Origin of the sequence: Yersinia sp. KBS0713, assembly GCF_005937895.2 — a bacterium.
GTDB classification, from domain to species: Bacteria; Pseudomonadota; Gammaproteobacteria; order Enterobacterales; family Enterobacteriaceae; genus Yersinia; species Yersinia bercovieri.
The window spans coordinates 2,101,588-2,127,306 of sequence record NZ_CP042173.1 but is presented as its reverse complement, the minus strand read 5'-3'; the positions used below and the strand labels follow the sequence as shown (position 1 = coordinate 2,127,306).

The window sequence follows — 25,719 nt, the reverse complement described above, 5'->3', positions numbered from 1 at the left end:
GTTATCATTAAAACACAACACAAATAAGCATAAATACCCTCATTTAATTTAGCTTAGCATAAAGCGAATAGCCTAATTATCAGGGTATCTTGCCGCTTAAATGTTGAGGAAGTGATTAAATTGATATTAATCAGATAGAGAATCAGCGACCTAGAGTTGATACAAAATAAAAGGGAATAATGATGATTACTGATCTACTGCTACGAATTACCCTGGCGGGAGCGCTAGGTGGGTTAATTGGTTTTGAACGTCAGTTGCGTGCTAAAGAGGCCGGGTTACGCACCCATATTCTGGTGGGTATTGGCAGTGCCATGTTTATGATCGTGTCAAAATATGGTTTTGAGGATCTATTGACACTGGAACACGTCAGCTTTGACCCCAGCCGTGTAGCAGCACAAGTCGTCAGTGGCATGGGATTCCTTGGTGCCGGGACCATCATGATTCAAAAGCAGATGGTAAAAGGGCTAACCACCGCCGCCGGAATGTGGGTCACTGCCGCTATCGGTCTGGTGATTGGTAGCGGACTTTATGAAATTGGGATTTATGGCACGCTAGTGACACTGGTGGTGCTGGAGATCTTCCGCCAATTAAGTAACCGACTGATCGGTCAGCACCATTTTGTCTCTATTAAGCTGCTGTCGGAGAGTGTCCCGCGTATTTTGGTGGCTCTGCAAAAACTACAGCTACAACCCATTAATCTGTCAGTCACTCAAAAACATGAAAAAGGGGAAATTGACTGTGAACTCACCATGGAAGTGATGCTGTCACCGAAAAAGAACCTGCACGAGATTTATGAAAAATTATTGGCTATCGAGGGAATACATAAATTAGATATCAGATAATTGATCTATTAATCGATAACCCAGTTTATTGATCTCTGCGTTACCGCTAACCCGCGATAGCGCAGAGATATAAAGTGGATGTGTGCTCCCCGTCTCCACCCTCTCTTATTAATGCATCGGTGTTTTGGATAATAAATTAATCACCAGCACGCCGGCAATAATCAGCGTCATACCCGCAATCGCCGCCCAATCCAGTTTTTGCTGATAGAGAAAAGTGGCGGCAACTGACACCAAAACAATCCCCAATCCTGACCAAATGGCATAAGCAATGCCCAATGGCATAGTTTTTACCACCTGCGAAAGCCCCCAAAAAGCAATACCATAGCCAATCACCACCACCACCGAGGGCACCAGGCGGGTAAAACCCTCGGAGGCTTTCAACATCGTGGTTGCCACCACCTCGGCCACAATTGCCATCAATAAATACATGAAACCGTTCATGGCTACTCTCTCATTTCACTATTGAGCTGACATTATGCCCGCCCAGGTATAAATGGTCATTAACTCCCGCTCTGCTTCACAATTATTTCACAAATATCCCCATTCAGCCGCCCCCGCTTATTCCTTGCCAGCTTATCGCCACACAAATGCGATAACTGGCAAAAATGCGCTCTGCTAGAATTTTGCTATTAGTTCAAATAATCCGTTAACGGTCAGATACGCCCAATATCCATTTTCTATGCATAACACCTGTTCTCTGCATAATAAGCAATGTGAAGGTACAAATTAATGATTACAACTGATGGTAACAGTGCCGTCGCTTCTGTAGCCTATCGTGCCAGTGAAGTGATTGCTATCTACCCTATTACGCCAAGTTCCACCATGGCCGAACAAGCTGATGCCTGGTCGGGTGACGGCAAAGTGAATATCTGGGGGGATGTGCCCCGTGTAGTGGAGATGCAGTCGGAAGGTGGGGCCATCGCCACCGTACATGGCGCACTGCAAACCGGCGCACTGTCGACCTCCTTTACCTCCTCGCAGGGATTGCTGTTGATGATCCCCACACTGTACAAATTGGCCGGTGAGCTGACCCCCTTTGTGCTCCATGTGGCCGCCCGCACCATTGCAACCCACGCGCTGTCAATTTTTGGTGACCACTCCGATGTCATGGCGGTGCGCCAGACCGGTTGCGCCCTGCTGTGTGCCAGCAGCGTGCAGGAAGCGCAGGATTTTGCCCTAATTTCTCAAGTGGCGACACTTAATAGCCGCATTCCTTTTATTCATTTCTTTGATGGTTTTCGCACCTCCCATGAAATCAATAAAATTGTCCCTCTCAGTGATGACACCCTGCGCCAGCTACTGCCGCAAAAAGGGATCGACGCTCACCGCAGCCGCGCGCTTTCGCCGGATCATCCAGTGGTGCGCGGCACGTCAGCCAACCCTGACACCTATTTCCAATCCCGTGAGGCCACTAACCCCTGGTATAACCAGACATATCAGCATGTTGCCGATGCCATGCAGGCGTTTGCTGAAGCAACCGGGCGCGAATATCAGCCATTTGAATATTACGGCCACCCACAAGCTGATCGTGTGATTATTCTGATGGGTTCCGCTATCGGCACCTGTGAAGAGGTGATTGATAGTTTGCTGACCCGTGGCGAGAGAGTCGGCGTGTTGAAGGTGCGCTTATTCCGCCCCTTCTCTGCTGAACATTTGCTGAGTGTATTGCCGCCATCGGCGACAAAAATTGCAGTGCTGGATCGCACCAAAGAGCCGGGAGCCTTAGCGGAGCCGCTCTATCTTGATGTCATGACGGCATTGGCGGAGGCTTATAGCCGTGGTGAACGCGCTACCTTGCCGAAGGTGATTGGTGGTCGCTATGGTCTATCCTCCAAAGAGTTTGGCCCCGATTGTGCACTCGCCATTTTCCAAGAGCTGTGCCTGGATCTACCGCGTCCGCGCTTCACGGTAGGGATTTTTGATGACGTGACCGGTCTGTCACTGCCACTGAGTGATGAGACAATCGAACAGCGGGCCACACTGGAAGCGCTATTTTATGGCCTCGGCAGTGACGGCTCTGTCTCGGCGACCAAAAACAGTATCAAAATTATCGGCAACAGCACCCCACTCTATGCGCAGGGCTATTTTGTTTACGACTCGAAAAAGGCCGGCGGCCTGACGGTCTCACACTTGCGCGTCAGCGAAACGCCAATCAACTCCGCTTATTTGGTCAGTCACGCCGATTTTGTCGGCTGCCACCAATTGCAGTTTATCGACATCTACCAGATGGCTGAACGACTGAAGCCCGGCGGTATTTTTCTGATTAATACGCCTTTTAGCGCCGATGAAATGTGGCCGCGACTGCCGCAGGAAGTTCAGGCGGTGCTGCATCAGCGCAATGCGCGTCTGTTTGTGATTAATGCCGCGAAAATCGCCCGTGAATGCAAGCTGGGTGCGCGCATCAATACCGTGATGCAGATGGCGTTCTTCCATCTGACACAAATCCTGCCCAGCGCGATGGCGCAAGAGCAGTTACGCACCGCCATTGAACGCAGCTACAGCAATAAGGGGCCAGAAATTGTCACCCGCAACTGGCAGGCGCTGGATGCCACGCTGGCAGCACTGGTGGAAATTCCGCTGCAACCTATTGATGAGCACAGCCCGATGCGCCCGCCTATTGTCTCCGATCAGGCGCCCGATTTTGTCAAAACCGTCACCGCAACCATGTTGGCAGGTCTGGGTGATGCGCTGCCGGTCTCCGCCTTCCCGCCCGATGGCACCTGGCCGCTGGGCACCACAGCCTGGGAAAAACGTAATATCGCGGAAAATATCCCTATCTGGCAGCCCGACCTCTGTACCCAATGTAACCATTGTGTCGCCGCCTGCCCGCACTCGGCAATCCGCGCCAAAGTGATACCACCGGATGCAATGGCTGGTGCACCAGAGAGCCTGCAATCATTGGATGTTAAAGCGCGCGATATGCGCGGACAAAAATATGTGCTGCAAGTCGCGCCAGAGGATTGCACCGGATGCAACCTGTGCTACGAAGTCTGCCCGGCGAAAGATCGTCAAAACCCTGAAATCAGAGCCATCAACATGAAACCACGGCTGGAGCATCTGGTGGCAGAGAGAGGCCACTATGACTTCTTCCTCCAGTTGCCGGAGATCGATAAAACGCAAATGGAGCGCATTGATATCCGCACCTCACAGCTGATTTCGCCGCTGTTTGAGTACTCCGGCGCCTGTTCCGGTTGCGGTGAAACCCCCTACATTAAGTTGCTGACGCAGTTATATGGCGACCGCCTGTTGATTGCCAATGCCACCGGTTGCTCTTCCATTTATGGCGGCAACTTGCCGACCACCCCCTATACCACCAATGCCGAGGGCCGAGGGCCGGCATGGGCTAACTCGCTGTTTGAAGATAACGCCGAGTTTGGTTTGGGCTTTCGCCTGACGGTTGATCAACATCGCCAACGTGTCACTCGCTTGATCAATGAGCTGGCCCGCCAACTGCCGCCGGAGTTGGTCACTCAATTGCTCCATGAGGAGGCCCCTCCTGAAGTTCGCCGCCAGCAGGTGACGCAACTGCGCCAGTTGTTAGCGGAGATTCCCGGCAGTGATGCGCAGCAATTAGCCACCGACGCCGATTATCTGGTGGATAAATCTATCTGGCTAATTGGCGGCGACGGCTGGGCCTATGACATCGGTTTTGGCGGCCTTGACCACGTGCTGAGCCTGACAGAAAACGTCAATGTGCTGGTGCTGGACACCCAATGCTACTCCAACACCGGCGGTCAGCAATCCAAAGCCACGCCACTGGGCGCTGTCACTAAATTTGGTGAGCATGGAAAACGCAATGCGCGCAAAGACTTAGGCGTCAGCATGATGATGTACGGCCATGTTTATGTGGCACAGATCTCCCTCGGCGCACAGCTCAATCAAACGGTGAAAGCCATTCAGGAAGCGGAAGCCTACCCCGGCCCATCACTGATTATCGCCTACAGTCCTTGTGAGGAGCACGGCTACGATCTGGCCTACAGCCATGATCAGATGAAACAATTAACCGCCACCGGTTTCTGGCCGCTATATCGTTTCGATCCGCGCCGCACAGCAGAGGGTAAAGCCGCCCTGGCGCTGGACTCTCGCCCACCGAGCAGCGACCTGACTACCACGCTGCTTAAGGAGCAACGCTTCCGCCGACTCAATACCCAACAGCCAGAGGTTGCCGCGCAACTGTATGCCGCCGCCGAGGAAGACCTAAAAAAACGCTATGATTTCCTGAGCTTGCTGGCTGGCAAAGCAGAGAAAGCGCCAACCGAGTGATAAGTTAATCCGCAAAAATAACCAGCCAGTCAGCTTTCACTGACTGGCTTTTTAGTGACGGAAAACTATTACTAATTAAAGACTATAAATTTTCGCCATTGGTGCTAATAACATCTTGATACCAATAGAAGCTTTTTTTGCGGTAGCGCTCCAGGGTGCCATTGCCGTCATTATCCTGATCAACATAAATGAAACCGTAACGTTTATTCATTTCTGACGTTGATGCGCTAATAAGATCAATAGGAGCCCATGAGGTGTAGCCCATCAATTCGACCCCATCCTTAACCGCCTCTTTCATCTCTTTTAAATGAGAACGGAAGAACTCAATACGATAATCATCATTGATTTGATGGTTTTCATCAATCTGATCGACAGCACCCATGCCATTCTCCACCACAAATAGTGGGATCTGATAGCGGTCGTACATATCATTTAATGCAATACGCAAGCCAATGGGGTCAATTTGCCAGTCCCAGTCGGTCGTTTTCAAGTAGGGGTTTTTAACGCCACCGGCAATATTCCCCCCCACTTTATCCATCTTGTCAGCATTAACACTGGTGACCAGTGACATGTAGTAGCTGAATGAGAGGAAATCAACAGTATGTTGTTGCAGGATCTCCTCATCACCCGGTTGCATGACGATATTAATGCCTTTTTCTGCAAAGCGGCGCGTCATGTGGCGTGGATAGCGACCACGGATTTGCACATCAGAGAAGAAATAGTTTAGCTGGTTTTCCTGATAAGCCAGTAATACATCTTCTGGCGCACAACTTTCCGGATAAGTCAGTAAACGAGTCAGCATACAACCTATTTTGGCATCAGGCGAAATTCGCTTACAGTGTTTAACTGCTAATGCGCTGGCAACGAATTGGTGGTGCAACGCTTGATAAATAATGGATTCAACTTCATCTGCTGGGAAACGCTCAGTGACAATTCCACCAGAGGTAAATGGATGGCGAATTAAGCTGTCGATTTCATTAAAGGTTAGCCAATATTTTACTTTCTCTTGATAGCGCTCTAAAACCGTTATAGCGAACTTCTCAAATAGATCGACCGTGATCCGATTACTCCAGCCGCCATAATGATTAACCAGATAGATAGGCATTTCATAATGTGAAAGCGTGACTAAGGGTTCAATCCCATTGTTGCGCATTTCATCAAACAGTTCATCGTAAAAACGCAAACCCTCTTCATTGGGCTGCTCTTCAATACCATTAGGATAAATACGCGTCCAGGCAATGGAGACTCGCAATACTTTGAAGTTCATCTCGGCAAACAGAGCAATATCTTGCTTATAACGATGATAAAAATCGATACCCCGGCGTTTTGGATAGTTGCTGGCATCCTGAGTGGCAATAGCTTCTTCTATTTGCTGGTTACTGATTTTATAATGTTTCTCATACTCTTCGCGTTTAAGATCTTTTTTATGAATTGCCATGTCAGCAGTAGATAATCCTTTGCCACCGACATTCCAGCCCCCCTCAACCTGATTCGCGGCAACCGCACCACCCCACAGAAAACCCTTCGGGAAACCTTTGATCACTGAATCTGTCATTTTATCTCTCCAACGTCTATTTAAGCTAAAGCAGGAAGCACAGTAATTAATGTATTGCTACGATCAGCACACTCATTTTCAGTTGCCAGAATATTTCTATAATCGTCAGTATTAGCAATGACAATCGGCGTGGTCATATCAAAATCCCTGGTGATTAACTCATCAAGGTCGAATGTCAAAAGCAATTGCCCTTTGGTGATAAAGTCACCCTCATTAATATGACTATTGAAAAGCTCACCATTTAATTTAACGGTATCTATGCCGACATGAATTAAAATCTCCACCCCCTCCTCAGAAACAATACCAATGGCATGATTGGTGTGAAATAGTTTTGATACAACACCATTCACCGGTGAATATACCGCCCCTTCCGAGGGGTAAATAGCAATACCCTTACCCATTATTTCGCTGGCGAAAACACCATCTTTAACATCTGTTAAGGGAACTATTTTTCCATTAAGCGGCGCTGATAATAAAATCCCAGCCAGCCCTGCGGGAGGGTTATCATGTATGGCCGGGCTGTTTGATGTACTGTTTGATATAGGCGCTACGACGGTTTCATCTATTTTCTCATCAAAGCCCAAGAGATAAGTCAATATCGTAGAGAGCGCAAAAGCCATTGAAATGCCAATAACATAATAAGCGAAGGTATTCGTCATAAATGCAGGCAGCGTAGTCAGTGCCGGGAAAACATACGCCATTACTGTGGTGCCCATGGCGCCAACAAATCCACCAGCAATGGTTCCGGCAATAAGAGATGCGATCAATGGACGTTTATATTTTATCGAAATACCGTAAACAATCGGCTCAGTCACCCCAGCAAAAAGCGCCGGAACCATAGTGGACAGAGCAAAGGATTTTAATTTCTTATCTTTGGTTTTAAGGAATACACCGAATGCCGCACCAGCCGAAGCAAATGTGGCGGTGGCCGCAGCGGGCTTAATAGTATCGAAACCATGTAGTGCCAGATTATTTAGCATTACCGGCACTAAGCCCCAGTGTAAACCGAACATAACCAACAGTGTCCAGCCGCCACCAATAATAGCCCCCGTTAGCATACCGCTGACATTGTTCATATATGCAATGCCGGCACCAATACCATCCCCTAGATAGACCCCAATCGGCCCGACAGCAATGACAATCACCGGCACCATAATTAATAAGCCCAGCATCGGCACCGCAATCATTTCAATACTTTGATGGATGAAGCGTTTTAAAAATCGTTCGAGATAGGAGTAAGCCCAGACGGCGAGTATGGCCGGAATAAGGGTGGATGAGTACTTCATCAGAACCACCGGAATACCCATAAAATCAACAATATCACCTGGATTTTTCATCAATCCGGTAAATGTAGGTTCGAGTAGCGCTCCGACAATTGCCACTGACACAAAGGGGTGAGCATTAAACGATTTTGCACATGAGAAGGCCAATAGTAGTGGCAGGAAATAAAATACACTGTTACTGGCCGCCGCCAGAATTTTATATGTACTCCCTGTCGGATCAATAAAATGGTAGGTAGATAAGATAACCAGCAATGCCTTTAACATACCGGCCCCGGCTAATGCCGGCACGATGGGCACCAAAATTGAGGACATCTTATTAAAGACTCGGCCAACTATATTGCCTTTTCTTTCAGCTGGGTGAGCATCGGTAGAGGAGGTGTCGCCTTTAATGCCAAACTCATCAATAATCACATTGTAGACTTTGGTCACATCGTTACCAATAACAACCTGGTATTGACCATTACTTTCAACCGCTAAAATGACACCATCCAGCTTATCCAATACGGATTTATTGAATTTCTTTGCATCTCTGAGTGAAAATCTTAAACGTGTAATGCAGTGAGTTAGAGAAACAATATTGTCTTTCCCACCTACATGCTCAATTATTTCCCCAGCCAGCTGCTTATATGCACTCATGGGATAACCTCAATTAAATTAATAACCGATTGAATCCATTTATTTCCATGGATAAAGTGTTTAAATTAATTTTCTACTAATAAATTATTTAGATTGATTTTCTCACATGCTCAATATGGATAGAGAGAAACATCATTTCGTCATCTGTTAATGCTCGCCCATAGTCATGCTCAATAAATTTATCTATCTTTTTCGCGCAAGCATAAGAGACAGCATACTTTTCTGCCACAATATCATGTAGAGAGTTATCATTGGTGGCAACATAGGTGTTGCTTAATAATCGATGTGAAAAGAATTTTAAGTGAGTTACAAAACGCTGAAAATTAATTGACTCTTCTTCATATTCAATATTGAAGTGATATTTGACGATATTTAAAATATCCTGAATAACTTTTGACACATTTTCTATGTCAGGCATGGTGCCATCTTTTTGCGAGTTTAATAGGTGTAGAGCAATAAACCCCGCTTCATCCTCTGCCAACTCGATATTGAGTCTCTGCTTAATATTAGCCAATGCAGATACGCCAATAATAAACTCATTGCGGTAAAGGCGCTTGATATCCCAAAGCAGCATATTTCTGACATGAACGCCCTGCTTTGTCCGTTCAATAGCAAAACTTATATGATCAAGCAAGGAGGCATAAACACTTTTATGAATTTTTCTATCTAACCGAGTCGTGGCTTGTTTGACAATTTCCAGCACGATATCAAACAACGCCTCAGGAACATCCTGAAAAGCATCATTTGCCTTACCAAAGCTATTTTCTTCATCAAGACGAAATATCTTCTGAATGCAGGCATCATCGACAAGGTCACTGCTCTTTTTATTGAATCCGACACCTTTGCCAATAACAACGCACTCTTTCCCACTAAAATCGTGCGCGACAACAACATTGTTATTCAGAACTCTTTGTATTCGCATATTCCACCCAAAAAAAAAGGCAAAACTTAAAAGAGTTCATTCTCTTTTAGGTTTTGCCTGCTCTGACACAGTAACAATCCGTTGAATGCACTACATCATAAAGAGTGAGTTGTGGCAAGTTACGATAAGAATTCTTCCCTCTTTTGTGAGCCATTTCACAGCCCATATGGCAGAACTCGCCACCGGCGCAAACAACCGCAGCACTGCGCCCTAGATGAAAACAGTAATATATATGCCTGTTGAATGATAAACTTATGCCATAGCAACAATGCCCTGCCATGCCCCTAACTGAATATGAGTCACGAACAAATGCAAGATAAACAAGTGGTTAATCAAAAAATTCAATACGATTTGAACAAATTACAAAAACGTTTGCGCCGTAATGTCGGTCAGGCGATTGCTGATTTTAATATGATTGAAGAGGGTGACCGGGTGATGGTCTGCCTTTCTGGGGGCAAAGACAGCTATACCATGCTGGATATTTTGCAAAGCCTGCAAAAAAGCGCACCAATCAACTTCACCTTGATCGCCGTTAATCTGGATCAGAAACAGCCGGGCTTCCCGGAAGATATCCTGCCGGCTTATCTGGATAAACAGGGGGGGGAATATAAGATTGTGGAAGAGAATACCTACGGGATTGTGAAAGAGATTATTCCCGAAGGAAAAACCACCTGCTCACTCTGCTCTCGCCTGCGCCGTGGAATTTTGTACCGCACCGCCACTGAGTTAGGCGCGACCAAGATAGCTTTGGGTCATCATCGTGATGATATTCTGCAAACGCTGTTCCTGAATATGTTCTATGGCGGGAAGCTGAAAGGTATGCCACCTAAATTGATGAGCGACGACGGTAAACATATCGTCATTCGCCCACTGGCCTACTGCCGTGAGAAAGATATTGAGCGGTTTGCCGTGGCAAGAGAGTATCCGATTATTCCTTGTAACTTATGTGGTTCGCAGCCTAACCTGCAACGTCAGGTGATCAAAGATATGTTACGTGACTGGGATAAGCAGTATCCGGGTCGGATCGAAACGATGTTTAGCGCCATGCAAAATGTGGTGCCATCACACTTGAATGACCATAAATTGTTTGATTTTAAAGCTATTACCCACGACAGCGAAGTGGTTGATGGCGGTGATCTGGCGTTTGATCGCGAGGAGCTACCACTGCAACCGGTAGGCTGGCAACCGGAAAGTGATGAAGAAAATGAAAATCAGCCGCTGGTACGCCTCGACGTGGTAGAAATCAAATAAACTCCAGCAACAATCGCCTTATTCAGTTTCGTGTTTGGGATGAGGCGAGTTTTGTTTGTCTGAGTCAGTCGACTGTTTTAGCTCAAAAAAACATAAAAAAAATGCCGATGTTGAGACAACATCGGCATCGTAACAATTATGTGCTATGCAGTAATTCAAAAATAAAAGTATTACAAATATGGAGCGCAACGCCCATCGCTTGACGTTGCATTCACCTGCAAAGTGATAATGCCTGAGTCATCACCCTCAAATCTTGATATGGCTCAATTTTGCAGTGATTAACCCCTGCCTGCGCCACTCTTTTACGCCACCTATCACTGCTACTTAGAGCCATTTACTGTGCTTTAACCACCAGGCAACAGCCAAGACTAAAAGCACCAACATCATGCAAAATGTCGCAAAACCAAAAGCGTCGGTGTTACCGGGGATCCCCCCCAGGTTGACCCCAAACAAGCCGGTTAAGAAAGTGGTTGGTAAAAATACCATAGCCAGCAGCGACATAGTGTAAGTTCGCCGATTCATTGCATCCGCCATTAATGAACTAATTTCATCGGACAGCACCGCAGTCCTCGCGATGCTAGAGTCTAAATCCTCTAGACCACGCCCCAAGCGCTCTGAGATCTCCTGCATACGACGCCGATCATCATCATTCATCCACGGCAACCGCTCACTGGCGAGTCGTGAGAAGACATCCCGCTGGGGTGCCATGTAGCGACGCAAGACAATCAACTGCTTACGTAACAGGGCCATTTGCCCACGCTGCGGGATTTTCTGTTCCAGTAAATCATCTTCAAGATCAATAATTTTATCGTGTAAATCTTCAATAAATTCGCTGGTATGGTCAGTCAGACCATCCACAATCTCCACCAGCCAATTGCCACTGTTTGTCGGGCCTGTGCCACTTTGCAAATCATTCAACACATCATCAATGGAGTAAACTTTGCGATGACGGGTTGAGACAATCAATTTATCCGTCATATAGACGCGGATAGTGACTAGCTGATCGGGGCGAGCATCATTATTAAAATTGATACCCCGCAGGGTTACCATAGTGCCATCGCCTAAGCGGGTAACCTTGGGGCGCACACTCTCACCGGCCAGTCCGTCACGCACCACCTCTGGCAGCAGTGGGGTATTTTGCAGCCAGGCGGCACTTGCCGGGTGAGTGTAATCCAGATGCAACCAGCAAGGTTGCTCCGCAGTAGCGAGCGCATCAGGGCTAATTGACGTCACCCCCCCCTTACCGTCCAACTGATAAGCATAAACTGCATCAGAGATTTGCAGTGCTTTCCCTTCGACTACATCCACAACACTATCCTCAATTCGGCATTTATCATGCAATTAGCTCAGTGTAGCGCTAGCTACCTGATCTTTAAAGGTGATGTACTCGGATAACGAATGACTAAGAATATGTAATGTTAAAGATCACGAGAGAGTAGATATTTTGATGTACAATTCGCCCCAACGGATGACAGTCATAGATTAAAGGAATATTGATTATGGAAATCAGTATCATAACATTAATGAAAGCATTGATTGGTGGCGCGGGTGCGGGGTTTGCTATGACGGGTTGCTTATCTTTTTTCATACCCGCATTAACTGTTACAGCATCCTTTGCACTCACATTTGCCGCTCTGGGGAGCGCAATAACTGCAGGGATTTATCTGAAAAATGGCTTGGTAACCTGATTTGGGTCAGTTCTCTTCTCACTGGTACTCGCCGCAAACCACCGATGAGCTAACGAGGTTCTACTGCATCATCTGTATCTCTTATATGGCAGTTCATATTGTTTGGGATTGTCTTTCAAAAAAGACACCACCATTCGCATTAGAGAACCTGCAATATAAACTGAACGAATTATATGCATCATCGACTTTTGCAACCAGCGCATTTTTCTTTTTGATGCTTTTCGATATACAAAATCCATTGAGATCTTCAGATGCATTTATCTTTCCCTTGATCATCGCGTCTCTTACAGGATTTATGATCTCCATAGCAGCCATTGTACCTAAGCAATCCGAACATAAAACTGCAAAATAAATTTCATCTATTAATTATTTAATGTAGTTAAAATGCTAAACCGCCGATAGATACCGGCGGCTGACTTATTTTCACATCACAGCAGATCAACAAAATGATATTTAGTGCTTGATAATGTACAGGCTGTGGCTATATGCAACATCTTCCGGGTTGGTAATGGGGTAACCTTTCACCCATGGCTTAATTAAGCGCCCATTGGTAAATTGATATATTGGCGCTATCGGCACCTGCTCCGCAATAATCTGCTCGGCCTTATTATAATCATCATTTAATAATTTGGGATTCGTCTCGCGGCCCGCTTCATTTAGCAGGCGGTCATAATCCGCACTCTTAAATTTGGCAATATTCCCACTGTGCATTGACGTCAGTAGTGACAGGAAGGTTGATGGTTCATTGTAGTCGCCCACCCATGATGCACGCACCACATCAAAATTACCGGTATTGCGACTATCAATATAAGTCTTCCACTCCTGGTTAATCATCTGCACATCCACACCCAATGTTTTCTTCCACATCGACGCTATGGCAATGGCTAATTTCTGATTGTTGTCAGATGTATTGTACAGCAATGATAATTTTAGCGGTTTATCCGGGCCATAACCCGCAGCATGGAGCAGCGCCTTGGCTTGCGCATCCAATTCATCCTGATCTTGTTGCTGCAATATATTCGCCACCGGGTGGTAATTGGCGGTGACATCAGGGGTAAAGTGATAAGCGGGCTTCTCACCGGTACCCAGAACCTTTTCAGCGATAATCTTACGATCGATGGCGTAAGATAATGCTTTGCGTACCCGAACATCATTGGTCGGCGCACGCTGGGTATTAAAGGCGTAATAATAAGTCCCTAGCTGATCCGGCGTATAAACTTGACCCGGAATATCTTTTAACAGTTTCTGATATAAATTCTTCGGGAAAGACTCTGTAATATCGATATCCCCCGCCTGATAACGTTTAGTGGCATTCGCTTCCTGATTGATTGGAATAAAGGTCACTTTAGTCAAGACAGTATGAGCATGGTCCCAATAGTGTTCATTCGGTACCAAAACTAATTTCTCATTGACCACGCGGTCTTGTAATTTAAATGCGCCGTTTCCAACCAGATTACCGACTTTCGTCCAGTCACTGCCGTACTTCTCAACAGTGGTTTGCGGTACTGGGAATAGACTAAAATTAGCCGTCAAACTGGGGAAATAAGGTACCGGCCGGATAAGCTTAACTCTTAAGGTGTGATCATTCACGGCACTCACCCCTAGACTTTCTGGTGGCATTTTTCCGGCAATGATTTGTTGGGCATTTTCTACGCCAGCCAGTTCAGCAAACCAGGCAAAAGGAGATAAACTTTTAGGGTCAACTAAACGACGCCAGCTATAGACAAAGTCTTGCGCCGTCACCGGATCGCCATTAGACCATTTCGCGTCTTTACGGAGCGTAAAGATGTAAGTTTGATTATCGGTGGTTTGCCAGTTGGTGGCGACGCCTGGAATAATTTCACCCTGCGCATTCTGGTTAACCAACCCTTCGAATAGATCCCGATCGACCTGCGCCTCTATCAACCCGACTGCTTTCATTGGGTCAAGGGACGCCGGTTCATCTTTAAGGTGACGAACAATTTCTTGTTTCTCGGCCAGTACCGTGCCGGCAGGGAGGTCAGCGGCACTTGCCGTGCCCAATATTGAGCCAACCCATGCGGCACACAATGCATAACGGAAATAGCGCATAATTGATAACCTTTTCGTTGTTGTTCCATGTCAGCGAGTTGTTGTTCTTTGTCAGCGATTCGTTCTTTGCCAGCGAAAAAAAAAGCCGAATAAACATAAACTAGCAGATTAGATGCCAGAGTAACCATGGGAAAATAAAAAATAGTGCGTGCAAAGAGGCCTGGAATACCACCTGACCCCAACAGCGCTATCAGCAACTGCATTTCGCCCGCTTTTTACCTAATCGCTGTTTTATCTGGCAGAAAATAACTTATCTTATTGATTCAAAGTAATAATGTTAGATGCTATGTTTAACGGCAATATTTATGTTTCGCGATAACAGGAAGTATTATGAGTCAACATCGGCCTCGCTCAGCGCGCGGAAATCTGGTCACCTTAGGCCAGCCCTATGGCAAATCTCTGCTGGGCGCACCGCTGCACTACTTCCCCGCCCCCCACTCAGCCGAAAAGCCTGGGCTGATTATCGCCGGAACCCATGGTGATGAGAGCGCCGCTATTGTTGCGCTCTCCTGTGCGCTACGCACTATCTCGCCGGAACAGCAGCGTCACCACGTGGTGCTGGCAGTCAATCCGGATGGTTGTCAATTGGGACTCCGGGCGAATGCCAATGGGGTTGATCTGAATCGTAATTTTCCCGCCGAAAACTGGCAGACAGGGGAGACGGTCTATCGCTGGAACAGTGTGGCTGATGCGCGAGATGTGCTGTTATCGGCAGGCGAACAGGCGGGATCTGAGCCGGAAACCCAGGCTTTATGTGCATTAATTACCCAGTTGGCACCGCGTTGGGTCGTTTCATTCCATGAACCGCTGGCCTGCATTGAGGATCCTGATAGCTCTGCGCTGGGTGCGCGGCTGGCGGCCAATTTTAACTTGCCGCTGGTTACCAGTGTGGGTTACGCCACACCCGGCTCTTTTGGCAGTTGGTGCGCAGATCGCCACTTGCCTTGTATCACCGCAGAATTACCGCCAATCTCAGCGGATGCCGCCAGTGAGTGTTATCTGGCGGCATTAATTGATCTATTGACGCTGGCTGATTAGGCCGACAGATCAATCGCCCCGGTTGAGAAGCGCAGCCCGCCCTCAACATCCTGCGCCAACCACGTGGGGCCGTCCAAATCAACAAAGCGGGCGCCCGGTGCCAAAGGCAATGCGGCCCGAATGGCGCGGGAAGTGCACAGCATGCAACCGAGCATAATGGCAAATCCCAGTGATTTCGCCTGCTCGGCTAACAGCAATGCCTCGGTTAACCCACCACTTTTATCCAGCTTAATATTGACCATATCATAGCGGCCAACCAGACTGGCTAAATCGGCTCGCGTGTGGCAGCTCTCATCAGCGCAAATGGGTAACGGATGAATAAAATTCTGCAAACAGTCATCCTGGCCCGCAGGCAATGGCTGCTCAAGCATGGCGACGCCTAAATCAGCCAGTAGCTGGCAACGGGCCGCCAACCCTTCTGTTTGCCACGACTCATTAGCATCGACGATTAACGTCACTTCAGGCGCAGCACTGCGGATCGCCACCAACCGCTCGGCAATGAGATGGTCATCAAGTTTGATTTTCAGTAGGTTGGCCCCCTGGCGCGCCAATGCGCTGGCACTGTGCGCCATGGTTTCTGGCGCACCAATGCTCACCGTCTGGGCCATCGCAATATGAGCAACCGGCGCTATCTGGCTTAGGTGCCATAAACTTTGTTGCTGCTGCAAACACTCCAGTTGCCATAGCGCACAATCCACCGCGTTCCTGGCCGCCCCAGCAGGTAAAAGCTGCTGTAATGCGCCTCGTGAAGCCCCCTCTTCTATGGCGCTTACCACCAAGGCAAGCTGGGCCATCACCGAAGATTCACTTTCGCCATAATGGGGATATGGCGTACATTCGCCAAAGGCTAGGATGCCATTCTCTTCAATTTCGACCACCACCACTTTCGCCTCTGTACGACTGCCACGGGAAATAACAAACGCAGAGTGTAGAGGCCAGGCCTCAGGGTAGAAACGCATCGTTCTCAATTATGGCTCCTTGGCAATATTCGGACTTTGGCGACCGATGTTAGAATCTAACCTAAACAAAATCTCCGGTATTTGGCAAATTTCTCATATCCAAGCTGCCATTGTTACCTTAAACTGAACTTCGTGTTACACATCTGTAAAAGGGAGCAAATAATGACACAAACCGTACATTTTCAAGGCAATCCAGTGACCGTCGCCGGTCAATTGCCGCAAGTGGGCGATAAAGCGAAAGACTTTACTTTGGTAGCGAAAGATTTATCTGACGTGGCCCTGAGCAACTTCGTTGGCAAACGTAAAGTCCTGAATATCTTCCCAAGCATTGATACTGGTGTTTGTGCTGCATCGGTACGTAAATTCAATCAACTGGCAGGCGAACTTGAGAACACTGTAGTTCTTTGCATCTCCTCAGACTTGCCATTTGCCCAATCACGTTTTTGCGGTGCTGAAGGTCTGAGCAACGTCACTACACTGTCAACTTTGCGTGGCGCTGACTTCAAACAAGCTTACGGTGTGGCTATTACTGAAGGCCCATTGGCAGGTTTGACTGCCCGTGCTGTGGTGGTTCTGGATGGTCAGGACAACGTTATCTACAGTGAGTTGGTTAATGAGATCACCACTGAACCAAACTATGATGCCGCACTGGCAGCACTGAAATAAGTCGATAACTCTCGGTTTGAATCAAACCGGAGTGTGGATTCAAAACGGCTGTCCCTTTGGGGTTCAGCCGTTTTTTTATGAAAATCTCATCACAGACAACTTATCTGTGACTTACTCCTCTTCACTCTCATCACTCACCGGCCGTTTACTGCTTAAGCCATATTCGCGTAACTTATTGGCAATCGCAGTGTGGGAAACACCCAGCCGCTTAGCCAGTTTCCGCGTGCTCGGATAGTTGCGATAAAGCCGGGTCAGCACCGAACGTTCGAACCGTTTGCTGATATCATCCAGCGAACCATCCAGCACTTCATCCCCCAGCGCGGCTTCAACTTCAAATTCCGGCAGAGTAATATCTTGTGGTCGCAGCTCTGAACCCTCTAGCTGGGTCAAGGCGCGATAGATGGCATTTTTCAGTTGCCGCACATTACCCGGCCAGCCATAGTTGGTCAGGAAACTGCTGAGCTCCGGGGCCAGTTTTGGCCGAGGAACACCCTGTTCATCGGAGAAACGAGCAACAAACAGCGCCGTCAGCGGCATGATATCGGCCTGACGCTCACGTAATGGCGGCAAAGTGATAGTCAGCACATTGAGGCGATAATAGAGATCCTCACGGAACTCACCGCGCTGTACCAACTCCACTAAATTCTTTTGCGTGGCGCATATCACCCGCACATCGACATGCACCTCATGCTCCTCACCAACCCGGCGGAAAGTGCCATCATTGAGGAAGCGCAACAGTTTGATCTGCATGCGAGGCGACATTTCGCCGATTTCGTCCAGCAGCACCGAGCCACCATTTGCCTGCTCAAAGAAACCTTTTTTGCCTTCAATGGCATTGGGGTAAGCCCCGGCGGCATAACCGAACAGTTCGCTTTCCACCACGTCGTCTGGCAATGAAGCGCAGTTAAGCCCGAGAAAAGGCATTTTTCCGCGTGGACTGCGCAGATGACAGGCCCGCGCCAAGAGATCCTTCCCGGTGCCGGTATCCCCCACCAACAACAGTGGTGCATCCAACATGGCTAACTTGCGAGCTTGATCAAGCACCTGACGCATTTTAGTGCTGGTCGCGACTATCTGCTTAAATTCAGTATCGTCGTTGACCGATAGGATTTGCAGTTGCTGCCCCATGCGGGCGGTAGATTTTAGCATCACTACCGCGCCAACAGTCTGATTTTTCTGATTCTCGTCTTCGAGTTGGATGGGGGTGATCTCCATCAGATAATCCTGATTATTGATCAACACACGTTCGGTATGAGGTGCTGTTTCTCCCCCCTCAAACCAGCGGGCAAAGTTATAGCCACCCAGGAGGCTGCCCGCAGTTTTGTGGCGGATTTTCTCCTCATTGAGGGAGAACAGATCACGGGCCGCCGGGTTGGCTAGCTCAAGATTGCCCTTTAAATCGATAGAGAAGACCGGCTCAGGCATCGACTCGAGCAGTGCGCGCAGTGAGCGGTGCTCTCGCTCTGATGGCATAAAGGAGACGGTGCGGACATCAGTTACACCATCAATGCGGCGAATATCCATCATTAATGCGCTAAATACACTGAAATCTAGTTGAGAGAAGTTCAGGTAGATGCGACCAATTGGATCAATTTCGATCCCCCGTAAATCAATGCTGCGTAAAACCAAGAGATCAAGTAACTCTCTGGTAAGACCGATTCGGTCTTCGCAAAAAACTTCCAAGCGCATCAGTATCGACCTTATATATGGCAGGTGCGGAATTCTGGCTATGATAATACCCTGTCCCCCCTTGCTGATGAAGCAGTCTGTCAGCAAAAGTTGACAGAAATCGGCTTTTTGCTGTTTTTTTTACGCCCTCAGCACACTAAGGAAAGATCATCAACCCTTAACGCCGCCATATATAGCGTCATATTATTATTTATATGAATAATTCAGAATAATATAATGGCTGGATGTGTCAACTTCCCTCGTCAAGGTCAAGTGACACTTTGCTTTATCTCGGCCAGTTGGCTATAGTAGATGTAGCCACATGACCGAGGAGGTTATATGAGAGCATATCACCCAACACCTGCGAGCAAAACTGGCGCACTCTGGCGTGAGATTGGTTTGCCCGCCAGCCGTGGCACCGTTTTGGTTGACAGCATTAAGTTGGGGTTTTCTGTTGATGTCATCGACAGTATTCACCTTTGGGCCTCCATGCCTAAAGCTGAAATATTACGTGCAACGGGGATCCCCAGCCGTAGTCTAACCCGTAGACGTACCCATGATGGCCGTTTTACGCCGGAAGAGAGTGAGCGAATTGCACGTTTCGTCCGCGTGATGGATGCGGCAGTCGATCTTTTTGGCGGCGATAAGGGCAAGGCCATCACCTGGATGTCAACGCCAATTAAGGGGTTGGGGCATCACAGCCCAGACTCTTTACTCGAGACAGAAACCGGCGCATTGGAAGTTTGTGACCTCATTGGGCGGTTGGAGCACGGCGTATTTTCCTAAGCTCACGGCCAGCGGGACAGGGATAAGTTTAATTGAGGGATAGTGACGCAATGAAGTTCAACCCCATGGGCCGATATTTATGATGCTCTATCGCATTGTGATGCGCCGTTATCTTGCATCAACCTGGACCGGCTATGGCGCTGAAATCTATGGTGGGCGCTGGAATCATAAAGGCCACGCGGCTCTCTATCTGGCCAGCAGTGTGTCATTAGCCATGCTGGAAACACTGGTGCATATTCAGGACAGCTCAACCCTCAGCGAATTTGAACTATTTCAAATCGAGATTGATGACAGCCATATCATGCTGTTGCAGCGCCCAGATTGGCCCACTGACTGGCGTAGCGACCCCGCACCGGCCACCACCATGGATCTTGGCACTGAGTGGCTGGAATCAGCATCCTCAGTTGGATTACTGGTTCCATCCACATTAGTGCCGTCGGAAAACAACATGTTAGTCAATCCGCGCCACAAAGAGTTTCCACTCTGCTTGAACAGCGTCAAACCCCTGTCGTTCTCCTTTGATCCACGGTTGAAGTAGTCACTGCTGCGAATCAATGGCGCACCACTATTGGTTAGATTTATCTTTTTTCGGCAGCGTATTTTTCAGCTGACTAATCAACTGACGGCGGAAATCACCTAACTTAGGTTTATCCCCCGCCATCCACGGCAAGGGGCGGCACAGCTCCATAGCTTTGATACCCAGCCGCGCAGTCAGTAAACCGGCGCCAATCCCTTGCGCCGCACGGGCTGATAACCGCGCTGCCAGATCCTGCGATAACCAATCCATGCCAACTTCCCGCACCAGCTCAGAGGCACCGGCAAAGGCGATGTTCAGCAGCACTAACCGGAACAAGCGGATGCGGCTGAAATAGCCCAACTCAATGCCATACAGAGCGGCAATACGATTGATCAGTCGAATATTACGCCAGGCGATAAACGCCATATCCACCAGCGCCAATGGGCTGACGGCGATCATAAGCGCCGATTCGGCAGCATAGCGGCTGATCTCCGCTCGCGCCTGATTATCCAGCGCCGGTTGTACTAATTTTGCATATAACTCAACCACTTCCCGATCGTTATGGGTTTCATGTAGCGAAGCTTGCCAGCGTTGGAGTGCCGGATGCCCTTGATCCAGCCCCGCCTGACGTGCCAGTTTTTCACAAAAAGCCCGTCCCTGACCGATACCGTGACTGAGCAACAGTTCGCGCGCAATATCGCGCTCTTCCGCCCGTTGGCGTAGGCGATATAAGCGCCGCCACTCGCTCAGCACCGAACCGACCCCCGCCAGCACAATCAGCCCACCGGCAGTGGTGGCCCCCAGTGCTATCCAATCTTGCTGTTGCCATGCCTGATTGACCCACTGCACTGACTGGGCAATCACACTGACACCAAACAGCGCCAAACCGGCGGTCACCATTTTTCGCCACAGGCTGCGTCTTGGTTTCAGCGCCGCATTGACCAACCCCTCCACTCGCCCCTCTTCATCTTCAGCATCCAATTCCGGTGCCGCAGGATAGAAGTTCTCAGCGGTTTGCGGATCAAAAGCCTGCGCCGCTTTTAATACTGGCTCATCCAGTGGCTGCAAGGGCTGTTCAAAATCGATCCGTGGTTTTAAAGGCTCGCTCATCGCAATTTATCTCCCAATAAGAACTCCATCACAGCATCCAGCCGAATATGGGGTAGTGGGCTATCGACATTCACCGCTTGCGGGCGGAACTCATCAAAATGGAACCCCTGCTGCTGCCAGAATGCAGGCCCCGGCAAACGGGCAGGTACATCGCCGGGAAAGACCGTCAGTGGTGTACCATCAATCAGGCGATGACCGCGCAATGCCGGTATTTTTTGCCCATGATGATCGACAATCCCGCTTTCGGTTGCCTGTACCGAGGCCAGGCCGACACAATCCATGCTGATCCCTTCAAAAGCGGCATTTTGCCACGCCTCCTGCACCAGTTGCTGTAGCAACGAGACCAGATTTGCGTGCTGATCTGCCGTGACATGGTCTGCTTTGGTGGCCGCAAACATCAGCTTATCAATACACGGCGAGAATAGGCGACGAAATAGCGTGCGCTTTCCGTAATGGAAACTCTGCATTAATTGTGTCAGCGCCAAACGCATATCGTTAAACGCCTGTGGCCCGCTGTTCAACGGTTGCAGACAATCGACCAACACGATTTGCCGATCAAAACGAACAAAGTGCTCTTTGTAAAAGCCTTTGACCACCGAGTTGCAGTAGTAGTTAAAACGGGTGCGCAACATGCCAAGATTGGAGTGCTTATCCGCCTGAGCCAGCCGCGACTCGCCAGCTCCATTGACATCTGGCCACGGGAAAAACTGCAATGCGGGCGCACCCGCCATATCACCGGGCAATACAAAGCGCCCCGGCTGAATAAAGTGCAGCCCCTCACTCTTACAGCGAATCAGATAATCGGTATACGCCTGCGCAATCGCCGCCAGCTGATTTTCATCAGCGGGTGCCAGCGGATCACACTGTTGGCACAGTGTCAGCCAGGGCTTGGCCCACTCGGCACGATCCCCCTGTAATAAGCCCGCCATTTGGCGCGACCAGCTGAGGTAATCCTGCTCCAGCATAGGTAAATCAAGCAACCATTCACCCGGATAATCGACAATTTCTAAATACAGCGTCGAGGTCTCTTTAAAATGGCGCAACAGCGAATCGCCGGAACGAAAACGCAGTGCTAAACGGATCTCACTGACACCGCGTGTCGGCGTCGGCCAGTTCGGTGGGGTGCCATACAACGAAGCCAACCCTTCATCATAGGTAAAGCGCTGGATCCCCAGATCACGCTGTGGCACGCGCTTTACACCCAGTAGCCGCTCTTCACGCACCGCAGAAAACAGCGGCAAACGCGCACCGCTGTGAATATGAAGTAATTGATTCACCAAAGAGGTGATAAAGGCGGTTTTACCGCTGCGGCTTAGGCCGGTTACTGCTAATCGGAGATGGCGATCCATCCCACGGTTAACCAATGAGCTGATCTCATTTTGCAGTCGTTTCATGCTTCTCCTTGGCAAATTGGCCCGCAGTTGCCGTCATGGCACGTTTTAACATCGGTTCCAGCAGCAGTAGCAGCAACCAGCGCAGCGGCTTACGGCTGACATTTTTGACTATCAAGCCAGCGGCACCGGCCGGGCCATAGGTCAATGCGACAGTAAAAACAATTTTAATCAATCTGGTTAATACTACACCTGCACGTCTACGGGCGGAATTATTGTTCATCTATTGCCCTCCGGCAGGGATGGATATTGCACAGCAGGCCAGTATTACAACTGGCGGAAACGGCTCTCGACCACGAAGGTTTCCGAGGTCACATAGCGCTCCACCTGCCGTAAGCGCTGCTCTCCTGCACCCAGTTCATACTCGAGCTGATCCAGTAGTTGCCGGGGTGTCGCTGCACGACCTTCACTAAAACTGGCGGCAGGTGCCGGTTCCAGCATAAATGTCAGCACGATATAGGCCGCGATAGTGAAGACGAACAGGCCAAAAAACAGGGATAACACCACCATCACCCGAATCAATCGCACCGGAATATCAAAATAGTGCGCCAATCCGGCACACACCCCTTTGATCATGCCCTCTTCGGGCACCCGATAGAGTTTTTTGCTGCCTAAGCCACTGTTTTTAAAAGTGTCGCCCATTATGACTGCCTCCAGTTTGGATGTTGTGCATCAAGGATCTCTTCCAGTGTCTGGATCCGCTCACGCATCCGGCGAGCATCGTCGGTCAACTGTGACAGGCGCTGCATATCCTGCTGGCTGAGTTGAGCGCCACTTTGCTGGCGATTGCTGTAGTGCAGCCATAACCAGATCGGTGCCACAAATAGCACAAAGATGGTCAGTGGTATGGCAAGAAACAGGATACTCATTGGTTCCCCTTAATCATCTGCGCGGATACCCGCATTTTCATTATGACAGGCCATCTGAGTTCTGATGGCCCGTTTAGCGTAGTAGAGTCGCACGACACATTACTCGGCTGAATTCATTTTCGCTTTCAACGCAGCCAACTGGTTATTGATTTCATCATCGACTTTCAGTTCAGCAAATTGCTGATCCAGCGACTTCTGTTTGCCAACACCCACGGTTTCGGCTTCCGCTTCCATGTGGTCAATGCGGCGTTCAAACTGCTCAAAACGCGCCATCGCCTCATCCAGTTTCCCGCTGTCCAGTTGACGACGCACATCACGGGATGATGCTGCCGCCTGATGGCGCAGAGTCAATGCTTGCTGTCTGGCTCGGGTTTCGGTCAGCTTACTTTCCAGCTCAGTGATCTCATGTTTCATGCGACTCAGTGTTTCGTCCACTGTGGCCACTTCCCGTGTCAGCGTCTCAATGAGCGCCGCGACTTTTTGCTTTTCAATCAGTGCCGCCCGGGCCAAATCTTCCTTATCTTTGCGCAGCGCCAGCTCAGCTTTATCCTGCCACTCCTGCTGCTGGCTTTCGCTGTGATCAATACGGCGCAGCAACTGCTTTTTCTCCGCTAAAGCACGGGCAGATGTTGAGCGAATTTCAACCAGCGTATCTTCCATCTCCTGAATCATCAGGCGGACTAATTTTTGCGGGTCTTCCGCTTTATCCAGCAATGTATTGATGTTTGCGTTTACGATATCGGCAAAGCGCGAAAAAATACCCATAATAGAACTCCTCTTTCACTTGTTAGCTCTCTGACTTAATGGTGCTCAATGCGACCCTCAGAGAAATATTCATTCACCAAGACAATATCAAGAGTCGTGCCAACTTTTTGTAAAAGTTAATCACCTGAAAAATAACAAAAAAAATTTTTTGCCTATTTTGACATAAAATGTAGAGTGATTATATTAACCAACTATTGGCGAATTTCATCATGAGTGAGCAATTAGATAACCTGTTGGGCGAAGCCAACTCTTTTGTTGAAGTGCTGGAGCAAGTTTCTGGGCTGGCAAAACTGAATAAGCCCGTATTGGTGATTGGTGAGCGCGGAACCGGCAAGGAGCTGATTGCCCATCGCCTCCACTATCTATCTGAGCGCTGGCAAGGGCCGTTCATCTCCCTGAACTGCGCGGCGCTGAATGAAAATCTACTTGATTCGGAACTATTTGGCCATGAGGCTGGTGCCTTTACCGGTGCGCAAAAACGCCATCTGGGCCGCTTTGAGCGGGCTGACGGCGGGACACTGTTTTTGGACGAACTGGCAACCGCGCCCATGCTGGTGCAGGAGAAATTATTGCGGGTCATTGAGTATGGGCATCTAGAGCGGGTTGGCGGGAGCCAGCCGTTGCAGGTGGATGTGCGGCTGGTGTGTGCCACCAATGACAATTTACCCGCGTTAGCCGCAGCCGGTAAATTTCGCGCCGACCTGCTGGATCGTCTGGCTTTTGATGTGGTACAACTGCCGCCGTTACGTGAGCGCCAGCAAGATATTATGCTATTGGCTGAGCATTTTGCTATCCAGATGTGCCGAGAGCTGGGTTTACCGCTTTTTCCCGGTTTTACGCCGCTGGCGCAAGCGCAATTGCTGGCCTATCACTGGCCGGGCAATGTGCGTGAACTGAAGAATGTGGTGGAGCGCTCGGTGTATCGCCATGGAGATAGCATTCAGCCGCTGGATAATATTATTATCAACCCCTTCGCCGCCCGGCAGAGTGCTGATAGTGGTATTGCCGTGGCTCCTGATAGCGAAACCTCAAGCCCCCTCCCGGCACTCCCCATCGACCTTAAGCAGTGGCTGCATAACCGTGAGCAGCAGATGTTAAAACACGCATTAGAGCAGGCGCGATTTAATCAGCGTAAAGCGGCGAGTTTACTGGGGCTAACTTATCATCAGTTGCGCGGCATGTTGAAAAAACACGCGATCTTAACTGGAGAGTGAGTTGGGGAGTGATTTGTGGGCGCGAGTGCCGCTAACATCGCTGCCGCGCCAAGGACGCAGGGTAAAAAAAAAGCCAGCACCCGAGCTGGCTTAAAAACACTGGAAGCAATGTGAGCAATGTCGTGCTTTCCTGTCAAAAGCCTAAAACTATTGGCTTTATCCCGAAGAGCAAACGAATGATAATAGTTATCAATAGCAGTTGCAAACAGTTTATTGAGAATTTTTC

The 25,719-nt window shown here is 48.9% G+C and carries 23 protein-coding genes; 9 read left to right on the top strand and 14 right to left on the bottom strand.

The genetic code is table 11. The features are described 5' to 3' along the window. Positions 1-182 precede the first annotated feature (182 nt). A complete protein-coding gene (locus FFE93_RS09965) occupies positions 183-842 on the top strand; it encodes an MgtC/SapB family protein (protein WP_032896243.1) in 660 nt (219 codons plus the stop codon). Between the two features lie 108 nt (positions 843-950). Here the strand turns inward: FFE93_RS09965 and FFE93_RS09960 are convergent, their stop codons facing one another. Continuing rightward, positions 951-1,283 (bottom strand): DMT family transporter, encoded by a 333-nt coding sequence (locus FFE93_RS09960; RefSeq protein ID WP_032896240.1) that lies wholly within the window; start codon positions 1,281-1,283, stop codon positions 951-953. Between the two features lie 288 nt (positions 1,284-1,571). On the opposite strand from FFE93_RS09960, the gene nifJ reads away from it, so the two are divergent. Beyond that, positions 1,572-5,105, top strand: coding sequence for a pyruvate:ferredoxin (flavodoxin) oxidoreductase (gene nifJ, locus FFE93_RS09955; protein ID WP_138775081.1), 3,534 nt, complete (start codon positions 1,572-1,574; stop codon positions 5,103-5,105). A gap of 82 nt (positions 5,106-5,187) precedes the next feature. On the opposite strand, the gene FFE93_RS09950 is transcribed toward nifJ, so the two are convergent. The 3 genes from FFE93_RS09950 to licT form a co-directional block, all read right to left on the bottom strand. After that, positions 5,188-6,660: a glycoside hydrolase family 1 protein gene (locus tag FFE93_RS09950; protein ID WP_005270483.1), complete on the bottom strand. Its 1,473-nt coding sequence runs from the start codon at positions 6,658-6,660 to the stop codon at positions 5,188-5,190. A 20-nt stretch (positions 6,661-6,680) separates the two neighbouring features. Beyond that, entirely contained in the window at positions 6,681-8,579 is a 1,899-nt protein-coding gene (locus FFE93_RS09945; protein ID WP_138775080.1) for a beta-glucoside-specific PTS transporter subunit IIABC, read from the bottom strand. 88 nt (positions 8,580-8,667) lie between these two features. Beyond that, positions 8,668-9,501 (bottom strand): BglG family transcription antiterminator LicT, encoded by an 834-nt coding sequence (licT, locus tag FFE93_RS09940; RefSeq protein WP_049600243.1) that lies wholly within the window; start codon positions 9,499-9,501, stop codon positions 8,668-8,670. 309 nt (positions 9,502-9,810) lie between these two features. On the opposite strand from licT, the gene ttcA reads away from it, so the two are divergent. Beyond that, on the top strand, positions 9,811-10,752 hold the full coding sequence (gene ttcA / locus FFE93_RS09935; protein ID WP_138775079.1) for a tRNA 2-thiocytidine(32) synthetase TtcA: 942 nt from the start codon (positions 9,811-9,813) through the stop codon (positions 10,750-10,752). 324 nt (positions 10,753-11,076) lie between these two features. Here ttcA and zntB read toward each other — a convergent pair whose 3' ends face one another. Then, entirely contained in the window at positions 11,077-12,060 is a 984-nt protein-coding gene (zntB, locus tag FFE93_RS09930; RefSeq protein ID WP_005270474.1) for a zinc transporter ZntB, read from the bottom strand. 191 nt (positions 12,061-12,251) lie between these two features. Here zntB and FFE93_RS09925 point away from each other — a divergent pair, with 191 nt between their 5' ends. After that, on the top strand, positions 12,252-12,440 hold the full coding sequence (locus FFE93_RS09925; RefSeq protein ID WP_005270473.1) for a hypothetical protein: 189 nt from the start codon (positions 12,252-12,254) through the stop codon (positions 12,438-12,440). A 453-nt stretch (positions 12,441-12,893) separates the two neighbouring features. On the opposite strand, the gene FFE93_RS09915 is transcribed toward FFE93_RS09925, so the two are convergent. Further along, positions 12,894-14,510, bottom strand: a complete 1,617-nt coding sequence (locus FFE93_RS09915) for an ABC transporter substrate-binding protein (protein WP_138775078.1) — start codon at positions 14,508-14,510, stop codon at positions 12,894-12,896. 330 nt (positions 14,511-14,840) lie between these two features. Between FFE93_RS09915 and mpaA the strand changes: the two genes are divergently transcribed. Next, entirely contained in the window at positions 14,841-15,548 is a 708-nt protein-coding gene (gene mpaA / locus FFE93_RS09910) for a murein tripeptide amidase MpaA (RefSeq protein ID WP_032896232.1), read from the top strand. Here the strand turns inward: mpaA and ycjG are convergent. Continuing rightward, the gene (gene ycjG / locus FFE93_RS09905; RefSeq protein WP_138775077.1) at positions 15,545-16,516 is read right to left on the bottom strand and encodes an L-Ala-D/L-Glu epimerase; all 972 of its coding nucleotides are present in this window, start codon (positions 16,514-16,516) and stop codon (positions 15,545-15,547) included. The two genes, mpaA and ycjG, sit on opposite strands and share 4 nt — an antisense overlap. A 153-nt stretch (positions 16,517-16,669) precedes the next feature. Here ycjG and tpx point away from each other — a divergent pair, with 153 nt between their 5' ends. Next, complete coding sequence (tpx, locus tag FFE93_RS09900) at positions 16,670-17,173, top strand: thiol peroxidase (RefSeq protein ID WP_005270467.1); 504 nt, start codon at positions 16,670-16,672, stop codon at positions 17,171-17,173. A 111-nt stretch (positions 17,174-17,284) separates the two neighbouring features. On the opposite strand, the gene tyrR is transcribed toward tpx, so the two are convergent. After that, entirely contained in the window at positions 17,285-18,862 is a 1,578-nt protein-coding gene (gene tyrR / locus FFE93_RS09895) for a transcriptional regulator TyrR (protein WP_032896227.1), read from the bottom strand. Positions 18,863-19,180: 318 nt separating this feature from the next. Between tyrR and xre the strand changes: the two genes are divergently transcribed. Both xre and FFE93_RS09885 read left to right on the top strand, forming a co-directional pair. Next, positions 19,181-19,627, top strand: a complete 447-nt coding sequence (gene xre, locus FFE93_RS09890) for a type II toxin-antitoxin system antitoxin Xre (protein WP_005270459.1) — start codon at positions 19,181-19,183, stop codon at positions 19,625-19,627. Between the two features lie 79 nt (positions 19,628-19,706). Beyond that, entirely contained in the window at positions 19,707-20,165 is a 459-nt protein-coding gene (locus FFE93_RS09885) for an RES family NAD+ phosphorylase (protein ID WP_005270456.1), read from the top strand. A gap of 27 nt (positions 20,166-20,192) precedes the next feature. Here the strand turns inward: FFE93_RS09885 and FFE93_RS09880 are convergent, their stop codons facing one another. The 6 genes from FFE93_RS09880 to pspA all read right to left on the bottom strand — a co-directional run bounded on the left by FFE93_RS09880 (position 20,193) and on the right by pspA (position 24,279). Next, on the bottom strand, positions 20,193-21,254 hold the full coding sequence (locus FFE93_RS09880) for a YcjF family protein (protein WP_032896225.1): 1,062 nt from the start codon (positions 21,252-21,254) through the stop codon (positions 20,193-20,195). After that, on the bottom strand, positions 21,251-22,648 hold the full coding sequence (locus FFE93_RS09875; protein ID WP_032896223.1) for a YcjX family protein: 1,398 nt from the start codon (positions 22,646-22,648) through the stop codon (positions 21,251-21,253). The genes FFE93_RS09880 and FFE93_RS09875 overlap by 4 nt, the downstream gene beginning before the upstream one ends. After that, positions 22,629-22,868, bottom strand: a complete 240-nt coding sequence (gene pspD / locus FFE93_RS09870) for a phage shock protein PspD (protein WP_032896220.1) — start codon at positions 22,866-22,868, stop codon at positions 22,629-22,631. The genes FFE93_RS09875 and pspD overlap by 20 nt, the downstream gene beginning before the upstream one ends. A gap of 44 nt (positions 22,869-22,912) precedes the next feature. Then, a complete protein-coding gene (gene pspC / locus FFE93_RS09865) occupies positions 22,913-23,287 on the bottom strand; it encodes an envelope stress response membrane protein PspC (protein WP_005270439.1) in 375 nt (124 codons plus the stop codon). Continuing rightward, entirely contained in the window at positions 23,287-23,514 is a 228-nt protein-coding gene (pspB, locus tag FFE93_RS09860; RefSeq protein ID WP_032896218.1) for an envelope stress response membrane protein PspB, read from the bottom strand. The genes pspC and pspB overlap by 1 nt, the downstream gene beginning before the upstream one ends. Before the next feature lie 99 nt (positions 23,515-23,613). After that, complete coding sequence (gene pspA, locus FFE93_RS09855; RefSeq protein WP_005270436.1) at positions 23,614-24,279, bottom strand: phage shock protein PspA; 666 nt, start codon at positions 24,277-24,279, stop codon at positions 23,614-23,616. A gap of 209 nt (positions 24,280-24,488) precedes the next feature. On the opposite strand from pspA, the gene pspF reads away from it, so the two are divergent. After that, complete coding sequence (gene pspF / locus FFE93_RS09850) at positions 24,489-25,493, top strand: phage shock protein operon transcriptional activator (RefSeq protein WP_032896216.1); 1,005 nt, start codon at positions 24,489-24,491, stop codon at positions 25,491-25,493. Positions 25,494-25,719: the final 226 nt, after the last annotated feature.

Excerpts from the sequence above, each read along its gene's own strand:
- FFE93_RS09880 (WP_032896225.1), bottom strand. The coding sequence starts at position 21,254 with ATGAGCGAGCCTTTAAAACCACGGATCGATTTTGAACAGCCCTTGCAG.
- FFE93_RS09945 (WP_138775080.1), bottom strand. The coding sequence starts at position 8,579 with ATGAGTGCATATAAGCAGCTGGCTGGGGAAATAATTGAGCATGTAGGT.
- nifJ (WP_138775081.1), top strand. The coding sequence starts at position 1,572 with ATGATTACAACTGATGGTAACAGTGCCGTCGCTTCTGTAGCCTATCGT.
- FFE93_RS09965 (WP_032896243.1), top strand. The coding sequence starts at position 183 with ATGATTACTGATCTACTGCTACGAATTACCCTGGCGGGAGCGCTAGGT.
- pspC (WP_005270439.1), bottom strand. The coding sequence starts at position 23,287 with ATGGGCGACACTTTTAAAAACAGTGGCTTAGGCAGCAAAAAACTCTAT.
- FFE93_RS09915 (WP_138775078.1), bottom strand. The coding sequence starts at position 14,510 with ATGCGCTATTTCCGTTATGCATTGTGTGCCGCATGGGTTGGCTCAATA.
- ttcA (WP_138775079.1), top strand. The coding sequence starts at position 9,811 with ATGCAAGATAAACAAGTGGTTAATCAAAAAATTCAATACGATTTGAAC.
- pspB (WP_032896218.1), bottom strand. The coding sequence starts at position 23,514 with ATGAGTATCCTGTTTCTTGCCATACCACTGACCATCTTTGTGCTATTT.
- FFE93_RS09875 (WP_032896223.1), bottom strand. The coding sequence starts at position 22,648 with ATGAAACGACTGCAAAATGAGATCAGCTCATTGGTTAACCGTGGGATG.
- FFE93_RS09960 (WP_032896240.1), bottom strand. The coding sequence starts at position 1,283 with ATGAACGGTTTCATGTATTTATTGATGGCAATTGTGGCCGAGGTGGTG.
- pspA (WP_005270436.1), bottom strand. The coding sequence starts at position 24,279 with ATGGGTATTTTTTCGCGCTTTGCCGATATCGTAAACGCAAACATCAAT.
- pspD (WP_032896220.1), bottom strand. The coding sequence starts at position 22,868 with ATGAACAATAATTCCGCCCGTAGACGTGCAGGTGTAGTATTAACCAGA.
- xre (WP_005270459.1), top strand. The coding sequence starts at position 19,181 with ATGAGAGCATATCACCCAACACCTGCGAGCAAAACTGGCGCACTCTGG.
- mpaA (WP_032896232.1), top strand. The coding sequence starts at position 14,841 with ATGAGTCAACATCGGCCTCGCTCAGCGCGCGGAAATCTGGTCACCTTA.
- FFE93_RS09885 (WP_005270456.1), top strand. The coding sequence starts at position 19,707 with ATGATGCTCTATCGCATTGTGATGCGCCGTTATCTTGCATCAACCTGG.
- licT (WP_049600243.1), bottom strand. The coding sequence starts at position 9,501 with ATGCGAATACAAAGAGTTCTGAATAACAATGTTGTTGTCGCGCACGAT.
- FFE93_RS09925 (WP_005270473.1), top strand. The coding sequence starts at position 12,252 with ATGGAAATCAGTATCATAACATTAATGAAAGCATTGATTGGTGGCGCG.
- FFE93_RS09950 (WP_005270483.1), bottom strand. The coding sequence starts at position 6,660 with ATGACAGATTCAGTGATCAAAGGTTTCCCGAAGGGTTTTCTGTGGGGT.
- tpx (WP_005270467.1), top strand. The coding sequence starts at position 16,670 with ATGACACAAACCGTACATTTTCAAGGCAATCCAGTGACCGTCGCCGGT.
- tyrR (WP_032896227.1), bottom strand. The coding sequence starts at position 18,862 with ATGCGCTTGGAAGTTTTTTGCGAAGACCGAATCGGTCTTACCAGAGAG.
- pspF (WP_032896216.1), top strand. The coding sequence starts at position 24,489 with ATGAGTGAGCAATTAGATAACCTGTTGGGCGAAGCCAACTCTTTTGTT.